Annotated in this window: 15 protein-coding genes; 8 read left to right on the forward strand and 7 right to left on the reverse strand. The window is 44.0% G+C overall.

All coding sequences use genetic code 11. The features are described from left to right. The first annotated feature begins 88 nt into the window (after window positions 1-88). Together C6Y39_RS00600 and purF are read left to right on the forward strand one after the other, a co-directional pair. A complete protein-coding gene (locus tag C6Y39_RS00600; protein WP_105929389.1) occupies window positions 89-577 on the forward strand; it encodes a CvpA family protein in 489 nt (162 codons plus the stop codon). Window positions 578-591: 14 nt separating this feature from the next. Continuing rightward, a complete protein-coding gene (purF, locus tag C6Y39_RS00605; RefSeq protein ID WP_105929390.1) occupies window positions 592-2,115 on the forward strand; it encodes an amidophosphoribosyltransferase in 1,524 nt (507 codons plus the stop codon). Between the two features lie 94 nt (window positions 2,116-2,209). Here purF and C6Y39_RS00610 read toward each other — a convergent pair whose 3' ends face one another. Then, window positions 2,210-2,809 carry a Yip1 family protein gene (locus tag C6Y39_RS00610; RefSeq protein ID WP_105929391.1) on the reverse strand — a complete coding sequence of 200 codons (600 nt, stop codon included), beginning with the start codon at window positions 2,807-2,809 and terminating at the stop codon, window positions 2,210-2,212. 207 nt (window positions 2,810-3,016) lie between these two features. Beyond that, the gene (gene miaE / locus C6Y39_RS00615) at window positions 3,017-3,799 is read right to left on the reverse strand and encodes a tRNA isopentenyl-2-thiomethyl-A-37 hydroxylase MiaE (protein WP_105929392.1); all 783 of its coding nucleotides are present in this window, start codon (window positions 3,797-3,799) and stop codon (window positions 3,017-3,019) included. A gap of 165 nt (window positions 3,800-3,964) precedes the next feature. On the opposite strand from miaE, the gene C6Y39_RS00620 reads away from it, so the two are divergent. From C6Y39_RS00620 to C6Y39_RS00635, 4 genes are all read left to right on the forward strand, one after another. Then, on the forward strand, window positions 3,965-4,561 hold the full coding sequence (locus C6Y39_RS00620; RefSeq protein WP_105929393.1) for an acyl carrier protein phosphodiesterase: 597 nt from the start codon (window positions 3,965-3,967) through the stop codon (window positions 4,559-4,561). A gap of 262 nt (window positions 4,562-4,823) precedes the next feature. Then, window positions 4,824-6,341: a S10 family peptidase gene (locus tag C6Y39_RS00625; protein WP_167390598.1), complete on the forward strand. Its 1,518-nt coding sequence runs from the start codon at window positions 4,824-4,826 to the stop codon at window positions 6,339-6,341. Window positions 6,342-6,522: 181 nt separating this feature from the next. Continuing rightward, the gene (locus tag C6Y39_RS00630; protein ID WP_105929395.1) at window positions 6,523-7,776 is read left to right on the forward strand and encodes a nidogen-like domain-containing protein; all 1,254 of its coding nucleotides are present in this window, start codon (window positions 6,523-6,525) and stop codon (window positions 7,774-7,776) included. A 56-nt stretch (window positions 7,777-7,832) separates the two neighbouring features. Then, the gene (locus C6Y39_RS00635) at window positions 7,833-8,312 is read left to right on the forward strand and encodes an invasion associated locus B family protein (RefSeq protein ID WP_105929396.1); all 480 of its coding nucleotides are present in this window, start codon (window positions 7,833-7,835) and stop codon (window positions 8,310-8,312) included. Between the two features lie 26 nt (window positions 8,313-8,338). On the opposite strand, the gene C6Y39_RS00640 is transcribed toward C6Y39_RS00635, so the two are convergent. Further along, window positions 8,339-9,256: a LysR family transcriptional regulator gene (locus C6Y39_RS00640; RefSeq protein ID WP_205664112.1), complete on the reverse strand. Its 918-nt coding sequence runs from the start codon at window positions 9,254-9,256 to the stop codon at window positions 8,339-8,341. A 99-nt stretch (window positions 9,257-9,355) separates the two neighbouring features. Here C6Y39_RS00640 and C6Y39_RS00645 point away from each other — a divergent pair, with 99 nt between their 5' ends. Next, on the forward strand, window positions 9,356-10,366 hold the full coding sequence (locus C6Y39_RS00645) for a zinc-binding alcohol dehydrogenase family protein (RefSeq protein WP_105929426.1): 1,011 nt from the start codon (window positions 9,356-9,358) through the stop codon (window positions 10,364-10,366). 83 nt (window positions 10,367-10,449) lie between these two features. Here the strand turns inward: C6Y39_RS00645 and C6Y39_RS00650 are convergent, their stop codons facing one another. Further along, complete coding sequence (locus tag C6Y39_RS00650; protein ID WP_105929398.1) at window positions 10,450-11,445, reverse strand: YhdH/YhfP family quinone oxidoreductase; 996 nt, start codon at window positions 11,443-11,445, stop codon at window positions 10,450-10,452. Window positions 11,446-11,643: 198 nt separating this feature from the next. On the opposite strand from C6Y39_RS00650, the gene C6Y39_RS00655 reads away from it, so the two are divergent. After that, the gene (locus tag C6Y39_RS00655; protein WP_105929399.1) at window positions 11,644-12,063 is read left to right on the forward strand and encodes a winged helix-turn-helix transcriptional regulator; all 420 of its coding nucleotides are present in this window, start codon (window positions 11,644-11,646) and stop codon (window positions 12,061-12,063) included. A 147-nt stretch (window positions 12,064-12,210) separates the two neighbouring features. Here the strand turns inward: C6Y39_RS00655 and gtfA are convergent, their stop codons facing one another. The 3 genes from gtfA to C6Y39_RS00670 form a co-directional block, all read right to left on the reverse strand. Further along, the gene (gene gtfA / locus C6Y39_RS00660; protein ID WP_105929400.1) at window positions 12,211-13,707 is read right to left on the reverse strand and encodes a sucrose phosphorylase; all 1,497 of its coding nucleotides are present in this window, start codon (window positions 13,705-13,707) and stop codon (window positions 12,211-12,213) included. A gap of 346 nt (window positions 13,708-14,053) precedes the next feature. Continuing rightward, on the reverse strand, window positions 14,054-14,221 hold the full coding sequence (locus tag C6Y39_RS00665; RefSeq protein WP_105929401.1) for an oxidoreductase-like domain-containing protein: 168 nt from the start codon (window positions 14,219-14,221) through the stop codon (window positions 14,054-14,056). Window positions 14,222-14,486: 265 nt separating this feature from the next. Beyond that, the gene (locus tag C6Y39_RS00670) at window positions 14,487-16,256 is read right to left on the reverse strand and encodes a flotillin family protein (protein WP_105929402.1); all 1,770 of its coding nucleotides are present in this window, start codon (window positions 16,254-16,256) and stop codon (window positions 14,487-14,489) included. Between the last annotated feature and the right edge of the window lie 18 nt (window positions 16,257-16,274).

Here is a 16,274-nt window from a genome sequence, read left to right on the forward strand (position 1 = left end):
TATTTCTATCTTCTGTTAGAATGCGCGCCATCTCGCCAAAGGCTCGTTGCTTCAAGACAAAAAGCAACATCAACGCAATAAAGAGACGATGAACTGGGTAGACTTTTCCATACTGGGTATCATTGCGGTATCTACCTTAATAAGCCTAATCAGAGGGTTTGTTAAAGAAGCCATCTCGTTAGTGGTATGGTTTGCTGCACTCTTTATTTCAAGCAATTTCTACGCAGACCTCGCAATCTATTTTACAGCCATTGACGACCCTTATTTAAAAAATGGCGCCGCCATTGCCGCGCTTTTTGTCGCAACACTTATTCTCGGTGGCATGATCAATTACGCCATAAGCCAGTTAGTGCAGGCCACAGGCCTTTCAGGTACCGATCGAGTCTTAGGAATAGTTTTTGGTGCATTGCGTGGCGTTTTGATAGTTAGCGCATTGCTCTTTTTTATGGATACCTTTACTCGCGCAGCCTCAGCAGCATGGTGGCAAGCGTCGGTGCTCATTCCCGAGTTTGGTGTCATCATTGAGTGGTTTTTCAGCTATGTGAAAGACTCCTCCAGTTTCTTAAATCCCGCTTGAAATAGGTAACGCACATGTGTGGTATAGTCGGAATAGTTGGTAAAACGCCCGTAGCTCAGTCGCTGTACGACGGTCTGACGGTTATTCAGCACCGAGGACAAGATGCCGCAGGCATAATGACTATCGACCAAAATATGTTTAATTTGCGCAAAGCAAATGGTTTGGTTCGAGATGTTTTCCATACACGCCATATGAAGAGATTGTCAGGCAATATGGGTATCGGTCACGTGCGTTATCCAACGGCTGGGACGTCTAGTTCGGCAGAAGCGCAACCATTCTATGTGAACTCACCGTTCGGTATTGCCTTTGCTCATAACGGCAACCTAACCAATGCCCACGAGTTGCAAGAAGAAGTATTCCGCATTGCTCGCCGTCACATTAACACTACCTCAGACTCTGAATTACTTCTTAACATTCTTGCTCATGAACTGCAGCAAGTTGCGGGTTTAAGTGTAAGTGCTGAACATATTTTTGAAGTCGTAACAAAGGTTCACAAAAAAATTCGTGGTGCCTATGCAGTAGTCGCAGCCATTATCGGCCAGGGTATCGTTGCGTTTCGTGACCCTCACGGTATTCGCCCGTTAGCGCTAGGTAAGCGTATGAGCGAGCTAGGTGAAGAATGGATGGTAGCTTCCGAAAGCGTAGCGCTTGATGCGGTAGGCTTCCAGTTTGTTCGAGATGTCATGCCAGGTGAAGCGGTATTTATTACTGAAGAAGGTCAGCTTCACACCAGACAGTGTGCTGAAAACCCGGTAACTTCGCCGTGCATATTCGAGTTTGTTTATTTTGCTCGCCCAGACAGTTTTATCGACGGTATTTCAGTGTACGCGTCGCGCGTAAACATGGGCCGTAAACTGGGTGAAAAAATCAAACGGGAATGGGCTGACCTCGACATTGACGTGGTTATTCCTATTCCTGAAACATCCATGGACGTAGCGCTTAAAATAGCCAACACCCTTGAATTGCCATACAGACAAGGTTTTGTTAAGAACCGCTACATTGGCCGTACCTTTATTATGCCCGGCCAAACCATGCGCAAGAAGTCTGTACGCCGCAAGCTTAATGCAATTTCATCTGAGTTCAGAGGCAAGAGCGTATTACTTGTTGATGACTCAATCGTACGTGGTACCACATCAGGTCAAATTATCGAAATGGCTCGAGAGTCAGGCGCGAAGAAAGTGTACTTTGCGTCAGCCGCGCCGGAAATTCGCTTCCCGAATGTTTACGGCATCGATATGCCATCGGCTAATGAGCTTATTGCTTATGGCCGTGAAATCGATCAGATAGCAGAGCTTATTCAAGCGGATGGCCTTATCTTCCAAGATATCTCTGATTTAGTAGATGCAGTTCGCGAAGAAAACGAAACCATTCAGCGTTTTGAAACGTCCGTTTTTGATGGAAATTATATTACTGCAGACATCGATCAAGCGTATCTCGAACGTATCGACTTGTCTCGCGGTGAACAGTCGAGGAAAGCGCCGGTGGTACAGGCGGAGCTAAGTAATCTTGATGTGCACAACATGGATGCCGCTGATTAGTTAGTACGGCATTAGCTTTTAGATAAGCAACGTGTTCACAAAAAAGCCGCTTTAAGAAGCGGCTTTTTCAATGGTTTAATCTTTTAAGAAGACGCTAGTGAACGAATACTGGCCCACCAGTAAGCCCCCATACCAATACTGAACCTGTCATTAGGATAACCAGTAACACCAGACCGCATGTCACCACTGAACTTGAATAAATAAAGCCTTTATCTTCTGGCATATGCATTAAAATTGGAACGCCGGAGTAAAGTAGGTATACCGAGTAGCTTATGCCGACCAACAAAGCTGTCATCACTACCCATAGTTCAGGATATAGACCCGCAAAACCCACCATAAACAGTGGAGTGGCTGTATAAGCTGCTAACTCTAACGATTGCGTGTAAGTTGGCGTAGCATCGAAAGCTTTAGCGAGTTCATGAATAAGTACCGCTAGTGCTACTACTCCGGCTATCAAGCCAAAATACATACCTATGCCCATCATGATGGCGGTATTTTCGCTAAGTCGTATGATGTCACCCGCACCAATACTCCAGCCGGTGTGGGCACTGGAATAGTAAGCTACAAGTGAGGGAATGAGTGCTATAAACGCGATATGAGTAAGCGCGTAAAAATAGGTTTCGTGCTTGGTATCAATGGTTTGCCACTCTTCTCTTGGATGAGTGTAAATACCAATTAAGTGATTTAAAATCATAAGGTCCTGCCTTGTTCACCAACATTATTATTAGAAGATTGTTGTGAGGCAGTAAAAACACACGAATTAGCCGAGAATACAAATAAACTCGGACACAGCGGCAAGCGCTAAAGAACTGCCATTAACAATACGTTTACAAATTCAGTGTGCAGCAGAAAGTCAGAGGCGTCAATATAAATAGTTTAATTTATGAACACCTCTAAATAGCTAGTTGATATTCGGCGCTCCAGAGTGGAAACGAAGCTCTTTGTCGTCACTTTCTATCAACGATTTTTCAACGTGACCGAAGTGAGCTACACGTTCAGTTATATCCGTGTCGGATATTTGTCCAGCAAGCGTGAGGTAATCTTCAAAGTGTCTGGCTTCAGAGCGCAATAGGGAAATGTAAAACTTGCCTAAATCTTCAGACACAAAAGGAGCGAGCTTCGCAAAGCGTTCGCAAGAACGGGCTTCAATATAGGCGCCACAAATAAGCTTATCGACAAGCTTTTCAGGCTCATAGGTGCGTACGTGACGTAGTAAGCCATTGGCGTAACGGCTAGACGTTACCGATTTATATTCAAAGCCCAGTTCGTGCATAATCTCTAGCACTTGATAATAATGATGGAGCTCTTCTTTTATCAGCATCACCATTTTATCCAGCATATCTTTTTTGAAAGGCTCAAGCCCTTCAACGTTAAAAACACTTTTTGAAAGGTGTTTAGTGTTAAGCGACTGCCAATCGCCTTCATGTCTATAAGTAAAGTCCTCATAGGGTTTTAACCAGCCCAAAAGCACTTTACTTGTTTCCTCATCAGCAACGTAGCGGCGAAGCAAGTACATGGCTGACTGAGCCGCTTTCAATTCGCAGATTAAGTGATCGGTAAGGATAACGCGAAGGTTTTCTTCTTTTTGGGCTTCGTCTATCCACGACTGTGGGGTCTCGCAGTGCAAAAAAGCGTTAACTGGAGTAAGTAGTGAAGTGACTTCAGAAGTGGAAATTACAGACATGTTGAAACTCAATTTTAAGTGCTACGATGTTTCAGTAACATTTGAATTTGGCATCTGGCAATCTATGTTTCGGCGAGCCCACATTCAAAGTTTCTGATCGAGGCGTGATTTTACTTGATACCTACAAGCCCTTACAACTTAAAAAAGAGGCCGTTAAATTACAAAATGAACTACCTAGCTCACCTTTTCTTGGCACGACCAACCGCAGATTCTCATTTTGGTAACTTATTGGGAGATTTTAGGCGAGGTGTTGATATCAACAGATTTGGAAACGCAGTTCAGCTAGGCCTTAAAAATCACTACGAAGTCGATCGATTCACCGATAGTCACGAGAGCGTTCTAGCTGCAAAGATGCTATTCGATAAAAGTCGCCGGCGCTTTGCCCCTGTAGCATTGGATATCTATTTCGATCATCTACTCATTAAACACTGGACAAAATTTTCAACTCAACGTTTCGATGATTTTCGCGAGCAAAGCTTCGCTTTGTTAGAACAGCGGTTGCCTACCATGCCAAGAACGATGCAGCACAGTGTAGGGCATATGATAACCCATGATTGGTTTGAGGATTATGCTGAAGAAGAAGGCATAGCCAAAGCGATTTCTGTTGTCGCCAAACGCATTCGTTTTCCCAATACTTTTCATTATGCTGTAGACGATATAGGCAAACACCAAAAGGAAATAGAGGCGAGGTTTTTAGCGTTTTTCCCTGACCTCATTGCACATATAAACGATAACGGCCCTGAAAATATTGATAAAACGTAGCCCGTGTTACAGAAATGTATCGAAGAAATTGGTGGTTTTGTCGTTGATTGCTAAGCCGTCGTACAAACAGCGATATAGTCTAACTAGAGCGTGTTGCTCATCTGTATAAGTGACAGGTTGGCAGGCTCTAAGAATACAAAAACGATAAAACTAACGACACACAAAGACAAGAGTAACGATGAATAAACAAGCCTTAAACCTAGTAACATCACTTGTGTCATTTCGCCACGGTGATAACAAACATAAAGCGCTGCCTTGGCTAATGGCCGCTATGCTTGCTTTTGTAAGTTTAAATGCGAGTGCTTCTGAAGATGAGAAAAGCCCCTCAGCACACGCTCGCGCTATGAAAATTGATAGCAGTGTAGTGACAGAACACGAAACTAAAATTCTTGGCAAGCGCGTGAAATACAGTGCTACTACAGGTACGCAACCTGCATGGAACAGTAAAGACGAAGCGGTTGCTACTTTATTCTACACGTACTATCAGCGAACTGACGTTAAGGAGAATACGGAGCGCCCGCTTATTATTTCCTTTAATGGTGGCCCTGGATCTGCCTCAGTATGGATGCACGTAGCGTACACTGGCCCTCGTATTCTTAATATTGATGATGAGGGTTATCCTGTTCAGCCCTATGGTGTTCAAACTAACCCTTATTCCATTTTAGATGTGGCAGACATCGTATTTGTAAACCCGGTAAACACAGGGTACAGCCGCGTACTACCAAAAGCCGATGGCAGTATGCCGTCGCAAGACGAACAACAAAAAATGTTCTTTGGCGTTAACGCCGATATTAGCTATTTAGCGGATTGGGTGAATACCTTTGTAACACGCAATAATCGCTGGCGCTCTCCTAAATATTTAATTGGTGAAAGTTACGGTACTACGCGTGTTTCGGGTCTTGCTCTGGAGCTTCAAAATAGGCAATGGATGTATTTAAACGGCGTTGTTTTGGTGTCGCCAACCGACATCGGTATTGAGCGCAATGGGCCTGTAAAAGCCGCTAATCGCTTGCCATATTTTGCGGCTGCCGCCTGGTATCACAATAAACTTGAGCCTGAACTTCAGAACAAAGATCTTACTGAATTACTTCCTGAAGTCGAAGACTTTACCATCAATAAACTCATTCCTGCGTTGGCTAAAGGCGGCTTCATCGGCGAAGCGGAAAAGCGTGCTGTGCTTAAACAAATGGCGCGCTACTCAGGGTTAAGTGAAACGTCAATTGCTCAAAACAACTTAGACGTAAGCACTGCTTTTTTCTGGAAAGATTTATTGCGAGATGAAGGGAAGACCTTAGGCCGCTTGGATAGCCGCTATTTAGGTATAGACGCGAAGCAAAGTGGCGATCGCCCTGATTATTGGGCAGAGCTAACGTCATGGTTGCATTCATTCACACCAGCCATTAATTACTACCTTCGCGAAGAATTAAATTACAAAACCGATATTAAATATAATATGTTTGGCAACGTGCATCCTTGGGATAGAAGCAACAACCAAACTGGAGAGAACTTGCGTTTGGCAATGGCGCAAAATCCTTATCTGAATGTGATGATTCAAGCTGGGTATTACGATGGCGCAACTAACTACTTTGACGCCAAATACACCATGTGGCAACTTGATCAAAGTGGCAACCTAAAAGACCGCCTTAGCTTTAAAGGGTATCGCAGCGGGCACATGATGTACTTGCGTCGCGATGACTTAAAACAGTCAAACCAAGACTTACGTGAGTTTATTCAAGCTAGCACACCAGTCAAAGGCGCCCCCGCCATGTATAAGCGATAGTCATAGAAGGAAAAGAGATATAAAACAGGGACGTCAGCTTTCTTTACATGAATGTTAACGGAAATTGATATCGTATTTTATGTCATTGAAAATAAAAGGTAATTATTTTTGGCTCGTACCTTGCTAAAGCATTTTTACTAACAGAAAAATTCTTATTAACACTATTTACAAGGAAGTATATATGAAAAAATCTTCGCGTTTTTCACTTACCCTGTTGGCAAGCGCAGCATTAGCCTTTTCTATCTCAAGCACTAGCGCTAATGCCTCCGTGCTCCTCTCAGGTTGGGAAGGTTCTACTGAAAGCGGGTTTGGTTTTTTGGCAATGGAAAGCAATGATGATGGCTCCTCTGGACCCATCATTTTTGATTCCTATGAGGCTTTAGCATTCAATAGCGGTTTAAATTTTTTCGGAACGACCTACGACAGGTTTTTTATCAATAATAACGGTAACATTACCTTCAATGGTAGAGTAAGTTCTTTTACACCAAATCCTTTTCCAAACAGTAATCAGCCAATGATTGCGCCATTTTGGGGGGATGTGGATACACGCTGCGCAGAATGTGGTGACGTATTTATCGGCTCTCCTAATGAAGATACCCTGGTGGTAACCTGGAATGACGTTGGTTACTACAATCAAAATAGTGATCCGACCAACACGTTTCAGTTAGTGTTGATTGACAGGGAAGACACGGGCGCAGGCAATTTTGACGTTGAGTTTAGATATGAAGATATCGGCTGGACTTCAGGCAGTGCATCAGGTGGTATCCCAGCTCAGGCGGGATATGACGCCGGCGATGGGGAAAACTTTTTTACCGTACCTGGTTCTCGAACTGCCGCTATTGCTGATATAGACGAAAGTAACAGCAATACTGGCACGCCAGGTATTTGGAAATTTGCTATTCGCGACGGCGTGCTACCGGGTAATAATCCAGAAAATCCGATTCTACCAATTGTTAACCCAGAAACACCGACGGATTATGAATTTGAATTTTCTATCGATGATCCAGACGAGCTTGTTTTCATCGACCCTGATGTAGCCGTAGGCTATGATTATATCGTAAATAGTGGCCCAAATATCGCGTCAGTCCTTTTGCCAGAAGGTTATGATGACAACATGTTTGACTTATTCCTTTGGGATAATGGCCTTATGGATTGGCTAGATACAGGTACAGATATTACTGGAGGCGTAGAGTACGACTTCACTTCACCCGTAGACCGCTTCAGAATAATGGGAATTGATGTTTCGAATATGCTTGAACCAACGCCTGATGCGTTTGTGACTGGTTTAACGTTCGATGGTTCTGGTGTTATTAATATGAACCAAAATGCGGTTACTGTATTCGTACCTGACCCAACCCAGGTTCCTGCACCCAGCACTTTGTTTCTTATGCTAGGAGCGCTATTTAGCACTTTCCTTATGAGAAAACGTAAGTAGCAGTAATAAATAAGATAGGGGGAGCATAAGCTCCCCATTTTTGTTAAGAGGTAGACGTGAAATATTTAGTAATAGTTAGTTCGATACTCGCTTCATTTTCTTCGTGGGCTGTCACAACGAGCGATTTTGGTAGTTGGAGTTTGCTTTGCAACGATTCTTCAGTTTGTACACTTAGCCAGCTTGTTGCTAAAGATGAGAAAGCAACTAAAGTATTGTTAGGCATTAATGTTGATTATTCTTATTCGAAAGATTTTCCAGTTTTAAAAATAAAGCTACCTAAAAATACGCTAACAAAAAATGGGGTCGGAGTAAAAATAGATAATTTCTCGCCCTTACAAGTGCCTTTTTCTGGGTGTGACGAAAAGGCATGTCAAAGTATTATCAAAATCGATAGCCAGCTTTTAGAGCAATTGCATAACGGTGAAACCATGCTAGTTGCATATCAGAAGTCTGAAAGCCAGCAGGTTACCTTACCCGTATCATTAGCGGGTTTTGACGTAGCATACGCGCAGCTGAATCAAAAAGCTAAGCGTTAGTCATAAATATCTTATCAAGCCGTATTTCAACATACACCTGCTTCTTTAAGGCGCGCTAAACATTCAGCGCAGCGCGCTTTTAACATGTCTCTTAATAACCTAACCGCTGGCGTGATCGATTGGCGGCTCGGGCAGATTAACCAAAGCTGCGTTGGTTTTGGTTGGTAGCCCGGCAATAACGTAACAAGACGCCCACTTAGAATATCGTCACAGGTATCTAAACTTGATTTAACGGCAACCCCTTTGCCAGCCACGGCCCACCGCCTTACCATTTCACCATCGTTTGCTGTCCTGTTACCGAGCATTTTTATCTTAAGTGGTTTTTCGTCGCGCACGAATTCCCATTCGTTATACACTTTGTCGTGCAGTTGATAAAAAAGCCCGTTATGCGTTTTCAAGTCTTCAAATTGTTCTGGGGTGCCGTGGATGTTGAGATAAGAAGGGGCGGCGACAAGAAACCGAGGAACGTCGCAAATTTTAAATCCGTAAACGCTTGCATCATCAGGTGAACCATAACGCAGAGCTAAATCGATAGGATCGCGGTAGAAATCGATATTGCTGTCGTTTAAATTAAGTTTTACGCTTATTTTGTCATGCTCTTCCATAAAATCATCAAGCCACGGCGCTATTACATTTCGTCCTAAGTCAGATGACAAGCCTAGTCGTAGTTCGCCCTCAATAACGCCAGTATCGCCCTTTAAGTTCTGCTTAGCATTTGCAAGCATCGCCATGGCTTGCTCACATGTTGGCAAAAATCGCTCACCAGCAGAGGAAAGCCTGAGCGATCGAGTTGTGCGTACAAATAACTCAGCGCCGAGAGCTTGCTCAACCCGTTTAACTGCCGCACTCGCCGTAGCGGTGCGCATATTTAAATGGGTGGCCGCGGCGGTGATATTTCGAAACTCGGCTACTTTTATTACTACGTTGAGGTCATCTAGTAACATGGTTTTCAAATTTTATTTGATAATGTTTCTTGTATTGTGATGTTTATCCAAAATTAATCAAGAGTATGATGAACGTATCAATTAAAGGAGAGCACAATGATGAAAGCAGTCGGCTATACCCAGTCACTAGAGATTAGTGAACCCAATGCGTTAATGGATTTAGAACTCGCCAAGCCCAGCGCGTCGGGTAGGGATCTATTAGTAAAAATAAATGCCATTGCCGTGAACCCCGTTGATTACAAGATTCGTCAGCGTGTTAACCCTGAAGGCGAAGCGAAAGTGATAGGCTGGGATGCCGTAGGTGAGGTGGTTGAAATTGGCGCTGATGTCACCGAGTTTGCCGTTGGCGACAGAGTTTATTATGCCGGAGACCTTACCCGAGCGGGGTCGAATGCCGAGTTTCAGCTGGTTGACGAGCGCATTGTTGGAAAAGCGCCGAAGTCTTTATCAGATAGCGATGCAGCGGCTCTTCCGCTAACCACAATTACGGCTTATGAATTGTTATTTGATCATCTTGCACTAAAGCAGCAAAGTGAAAAAAGTGACGAAGTAGTGCTTGTTGTGGGGGCAGCAGGCGGTGTTGGCTCAATAATGTTGCAACTACTTAAGAGTTTAACGGGCGCAACCGTGATCGCTACTGCATCTCGGGAAAGTTCAAAAAGCTGGGTGCAAGAGTTAGGGGCCGACTACGTAGTTGACCACAGTAAACCTATGGCCGAGCAAATCAAGGCCTTGAATGTTGGTGAAGTAACTCATGTGGCGAGTTTAAACAACACACACCAATACATTGAAGACTACGTGGAAGTCATGAAGCCGAAGGGTAAATTGGCGTTAATTGACGACCCAGAAAGCTTGGATGTGGCAAAGCTTAAGCAAAAAAGTCTGTCATTACATTGGGAATTTATGTTTACCCGTTCAATGTTTGAAACTGATGATATGGTCGAGCAAAGTCGTTTACTTACTCATGTTGCATCACTTATTGATGAAGGAAAAATAAAGACAACTGTAGGAAAACACTTAGGTAAAATTAACGCTGAAAACTTGATTGAAGCGCATAGAATTTTAGAAGAAGGGCGGGCTATTGGTAAACTCGTCTTGGAAGGCTTCTAATTAAGAGAAGGTTAGTCGCAGGCAATATTTAATTGCCTGCGACTATTAATGGTGAAGAGGAGAGAATAAATTGACGCCAAGGCCTATGCTTGCACATTCACTAACGTACGGCCTGAAATCTGCCCCTCTAAAATGGCGTCTATTTTTTCATTCACGGCTTCTAGGTTTACTTCCTCTGTAAGGTCATCAAGACAATCGAGCTTCCATTCACTGGCAAGTTTGTCCCACAATCTCAATCTAGGCGGCATAGGGCACTGCACAGAATCAATGCCAAGCAACGAAACGCCTCTCAAGATAAATGGAAATACGCTAACATTAAGATCGGCAGAAGCGGTAAGCCCGCAGCATGTCACTGTGCCGCCGTATTGCGTAGCCTTAATGGCTTGCGCTAAGTATTCACCACCCACCGTATCGACAGCGCCAGCGTATTGTTCTTTCAACATGGGGCGCTCTTTATTTTCAAGCAGCTCATCGCGAGTGATTACTTTGCTTGCTCCGAGGGTTTTTAAAAATGACTCATGTTTCTTTTTCCCCGTGCACGCTACCACTGAGTAACCCGCTTTGGCGAGCAATGCGACCGCGACAGAACCTACACCACCCGTTGCACCTGTTACTAAAATATCGCCTTTTTGTGGTGTAACACCGTGTTCAACTAAACCTTGAACAGATAGCCCAGCAGTAAAACCAGCAGTGCCTATCACCATAGACTCCCTTAACGATAAACCAACGGGTTTAGCCACCGCCCATTCGCTCGGAATTCGAATATATTCGCCAAAGCCTCCCGCCGTGTTCATACCCAAGTCATAGCCGGTTACAATAACTTCATCGCCTTCCTTGAAGCTGTTGTCATCGCAGGATACAACTGTGCCTGCAGCGTCTATACCCGGGGTATGGGGAAAGTTTCTGCTAACGCCGGGATTTCCTGTCGCTGACAGGGCGTCTTTGTAATTAAGTGATGAATACTGCACCTTAATGAGCAACGTGCCCTCCGGCAAATCATCAAGTGAACGCTGTTCTATACGGCGAGTGAACGATTTATCTTCCTGTTTTTCTATTAGCAACGCTTTAAACGATGTCATACCTGTCTCCATTGGTCGAAAGTAACGCTACCATTGTGACAATATATATACTTTGCGCAAGTATGCACTTTTTAGTAGGGTAGTACCCTAAAATATACTAATGGGAATGGACGCTAGTTTCTCTTAATTATCTTAGTGAAGTTTACATTGGTGAAAACCAAGAGCAGCAACGGCTGTGTTGCTTTTTAAGGAATTGCTATGACGGCGAATTTAACCAGGGTGGAAGCAGAAAAGAACGACGGTATTGTTACCGTAGATTCTATTAATGCCAAATCAGCGAAAATTGGGGAAAAAGAAAATGACACGGCTCAGTATGTTTGTGGCGTTGCTGTATCGTTAGAAATAATAGGTGGAAAGTGGAAAGGTGTTATTTTATGGCATTTGTGCCATAAAACCCTGCGCTTTAGTCAATTGCGTAGGCGTCTGCAGGGCGTTACACAAAAAATGCTTACTCAGCAATTAAGAGAACTAGAACGTGATGGGTTGGTCAATCGAAAAGTGTATGCTGAAGTGCCACCACGGGTCGAATACTCACTTACAGACCTAGGTCGCACGCTAGAGCCAACCTTGCGCCAACTATGTGATTGGGGCAGAACCTACAATGATGAACATAGGTAATTTAAGGGGTAGCGATAAAGTGTATTAGGTGCTGCGTATTACGCAATGTGAGCAAAACAGAAAAAGGTGAGTATAGGAAAAACTTCCCCACACCCACCTTTTTCGAGCCACACTATTGCTAAGGTTAATTACCTATCTATTTACGGTTTAGGCAAGTAAAGAACCGACAGACAGCGTACTTTCCTCGCCGTTAGTGACAGTGTTTACTGTGGCACTCATATTGTTAAAGTCGACGGTCAATGACGCCATATCGCGGTCTTTATTCCAGGTAAGTACCAGTGTGTTATTACTGTAGCTTACGTCGAAAACGCCATTGAAAGCTTGGTTTTCGTTTCTAAGGTTAATTAGCTGCATTAAGCCTTTCACGACCGGCTTTTGCACTGCCTCTTCAACCATTGCAGATGTTAGGTATGGACGGTTGATGTCGCGACCTACGTTGGTTCTAGCAAGTAATTCCATATCGTTTTGTGCAGCGAGTAAACCACCGTAATAAACCTGAGGAATACCTGGGCTAAAGAACTGAATGGCACGCGCCACCAAATAAGCGAAGTCATCTTTGCCAAGGGCATCATAATAGGTACAGTTAACCTGATAGAGATCGACATTATTCGCGGCAGCGCCTGTTGCTTTTTTGGACTCACCATTAGAGTTAACGTGAATTTGCTCCACCAACGCATTAATCGCCTCGGCGTTTAATAAGCCCGGCTTGTCACCGCTTGCGCCCACGTCAACAATGCCGATGCCGTCGTGCGTATCTAGAACTGTAAAGCAGTTGCGAGGTGAAATTGATAGCCAATGTGCCAGTGCGCTTGCATCTTTAGTAAATAGCGTATGCAGAACCAGTGGTGGTAGTGCAAAGTCATAAACGCTGTCACAACGAGAAGCAATATCAATCTGAGTTTGGTAGTGGCTGTGAATTTCTACTAGACACTGCATACCCATCGAACGTGCGCGCGTTGAAAGTTCTTCAATAAACTCGAAGGTTTCTTCAAGCATAAAACAGTTAGTGCCTGTGCGCTTAATTGCATAGCCTGCCGCGTCAAGACGAATGAGATCAACGTTGCTTTCAGTGAATGATTGTAGGATAGAAGATAAATAGTCTTTACCTAATTGCGATTCAACATCAATATCGATTTGGTTGGAAGTAAAGGTAGTCCAAAACGGAACCGTCTCTGGAGAATCAGTTTCTGTACCTACCTCATAATCGCTGAAAAACGGTGTTGGGCGAGGGCGGAACACTTTCGCAATTTGTTCGTCGATTAACGCTTGGTCATTACCTTTAAACACATCTTCTTTAGTAAGAAATAGTGGCCAATAGTCTGACTCGCGACCTTTTTTCAACACATCTTTAAACGCTTCACTTTGGCCTGACATGTGATTAACAATCAGGTCGGCCATAATATCAACCGACTCTCCCAGCTTCTTGATGTTGTCCCAGTCGCCCAATCGCTCATCGACAGACGTGTGATCGATAGGATCGAAGCCAGCATCTTCACCATCATAGGGGTAATAGAAGGGAAGGACGTGAACACCTGTAAATAAGCCATTTAGCGGGCCTTGAAGAAGGCTTGTAAGGCTCTCGATGTTGCCATCACCTAGTCGGTCTGCATAGGTGATTAATTGAACGCCATTGCGTATAGACATGATAACTCTCCAAAATTCAGCATGTGCTAACTCGTACTTCAAATATATCGCGAGCTTGCATTACCTTAAATTAAGCGCTACCAGTCTTGATGGTTCATAGCAGAACATATAACGGGCTTTGCTTAACTCTTTAACTTTTACTAACAGTTTATTAATGATAACTGAAAATAGTAAAATTATTTCTTAATCGATTAAGATAGATTATCAGCACAACGGGAAATTGTAAATGAGAAGTTCAAAAGTGGTGTGCGTTATAAAAATGTAGGCTTTATGTTAATTTTAGAGTTTGTGTCAGTGTAAAATGCGAGTTATCGCCGCTAATTCTTACTATAGCTTGTATCGTATTTCAGTTACCTGTGCTATTCGACGCGACTTCATCCTCTTGTTTTTGCTTAGCCTCTTTCCACTTAGCCAGCTTTTCATAGTAAACATCCCAGATACAAGGGCAGCATGAGCCTCCACCACAGCAGTCGTCTCTTAGGGGCTTTTCAGGTTCTTCGGGTATAGATGACATGAAAAATCTCCTCTAATTTCAGTGAACCCTTTGCTGCGAGTGTAAATATCATGTTGATGACGCCGGGAGCATAATAGTAACCATCATGTTACTACTTACAAATAATTTTTGCAGCTTGTGGGTAATGATCTATGCGAACTGGTATAAGGGAATAGTGTATACAAAAAACGCCTTCAACACGTGGAATGTCCTAGTGTTGAGGGCGTTTTTAATAGCGGGTACCGTGCAATAATATCAATTCTAGAACGGTTTCTAAATTTAGCTCTTATTCCGCGGGTGACGCCTCAGGCGCTTTGTTACCTTTTTTCTGTTCAGCAGGTGTTGCAATCGTTTTTGGTTTTACAGCGTTCGCCTTAGTGAGCAGATCGCTGTTACTTGTCACTAAATCGCCTAATGTACCAGTGTCAGCGTCTACCAAACCCACTTCACGTAACATAGAATCGACCAAAGGGGCGTTAGCGCGATAGCTTAGCGCGGCTTGCGTTACTTGTTCAGCTAAACCACCGCCTGCTGTGGCAATAGTGTGCTCACCTTTTGCGCCGCTACCTTGACCGTAGCCTTGCAGTATTTTGATGCCTTCAATATTTTCGAGAGGCTTAACTGCGTTTGCCACAAGCTCAGGCAATACTTTAAGCATTGCAAGGGCTTTCTGCAGTTCAATCTGTTCAGTTTTAAGGGTGTTCTCAGCTTCGTAAAGCGCCTGTTTACCTTGGGCTTCAACGGCGAGCACTTTCTCGTCAGCCGCAGCTTGAAGCATTTTGGCATCAGCACTGGCCTTCGCTTCAGTAAGAATAGCGGCAGCAGAGTTTTCTGCAGCTTCTCTCTTAGCCTGTGCTTCAACGGTGATACCAACCGCCTCACGTTCCGCTTCTTTGCGTGCATCTATAACTTCAATTTGTTTCTTACGCTCAGCTTCAGCTACAGATCTAGCAGTCAGTACCGCTTCTTCTTTTTCTACTTTTTGCTTTTCAGCTTCGGCCGCTTTCGCTCGGGCGGCAGACTCTTCTTCTGATTTAGTTGCAACAGCAATCTGCTTGATTTGTTCCGAAACCTCTACTTCTTGCTGCTGGCGAATGCGTGCCTGTTCTAACGCTTGGCGCTTGGCGATTTCTTGCGTTTCAATTTCTCGTGACTTTTCAATTTCAGCAGCCTCAATTGCCCGTTCTTTCGCAATTTCCGCTTCTCGTTCTTCACGCTCTTTCATTTCGCGCTGCTTAGCGATCTCAGCTTTTTGTTCCTGACGTTTAAAGGCCAGCACCTGCTCTTGAGCTAGGCGAGCCTCTTCTTCATCGCGCTTCACATCAAGAGATTGTTTTTCAGCCGCTAAGTTGCGTTGTTCAATATGAATACGGTTTTCTTGCTGAATATCGTTAGTTTCTTTACGCTTCTCTTCAATGATCTTGGTTAAGCGAGCACGACCTTCAGCGTCGAAGGCGTTGTTCTCGTTGAAAAACTGAAGATCTGTCTGATCGAAGCCTGTTAAACTTACCGATTCTAGCTCAAGACCATTCTTTTCAAGATCGTTAGCCACACTTTGTTGAACTTTTTGAACAAAGTCAGCGCGCTGTTCATGCATTTCAGTCATGGTCATTTCAGCCGCTACTGCACGAAGTACGTCAACAAACTTCGACTCCATGAGTTTTTTAACTTCTTCAGCACGTGTGGTACGTGTACCAAGGGTTTGCGCTGCCATTGAGATGCCGCTCGCATTCGGTGCGACGCGCAAATAAAAATCAGCTTTTACGTCAACGCGCATACGATCCTTGGTAATAAGCGCGTCTTTCTGGATTTTTTCCACCTCAATACGAAGGGTGTTCATGTTCACCGGAATAATTTCGTGAACAACAGGCAGTACTAAGGCCCCCCCATCTTTTATTACTTTTTCGCCGCCTAACCCCGTTCTTACAAAGGCGGTTTCTTTGGTAGCGCGGGTGTAGAGTTTTGCGAAAATAAGGCCAATAACAATGAGCCCTACAACAATGGCACCGGCAATAAAGAGTATTGACGGCAAGCTAGATGGTTGAATTGTATCCATACTTTTATCTCTTTTTAG

The sequence above is a fragment of the Alteromonas gracilis genome (assembly GCF_002993325.1).
In the GTDB taxonomy this organism is placed as follows: Bacteria; Pseudomonadota; Gammaproteobacteria; order Enterobacterales; family Alteromonadaceae; genus Alteromonas; species Alteromonas gracilis.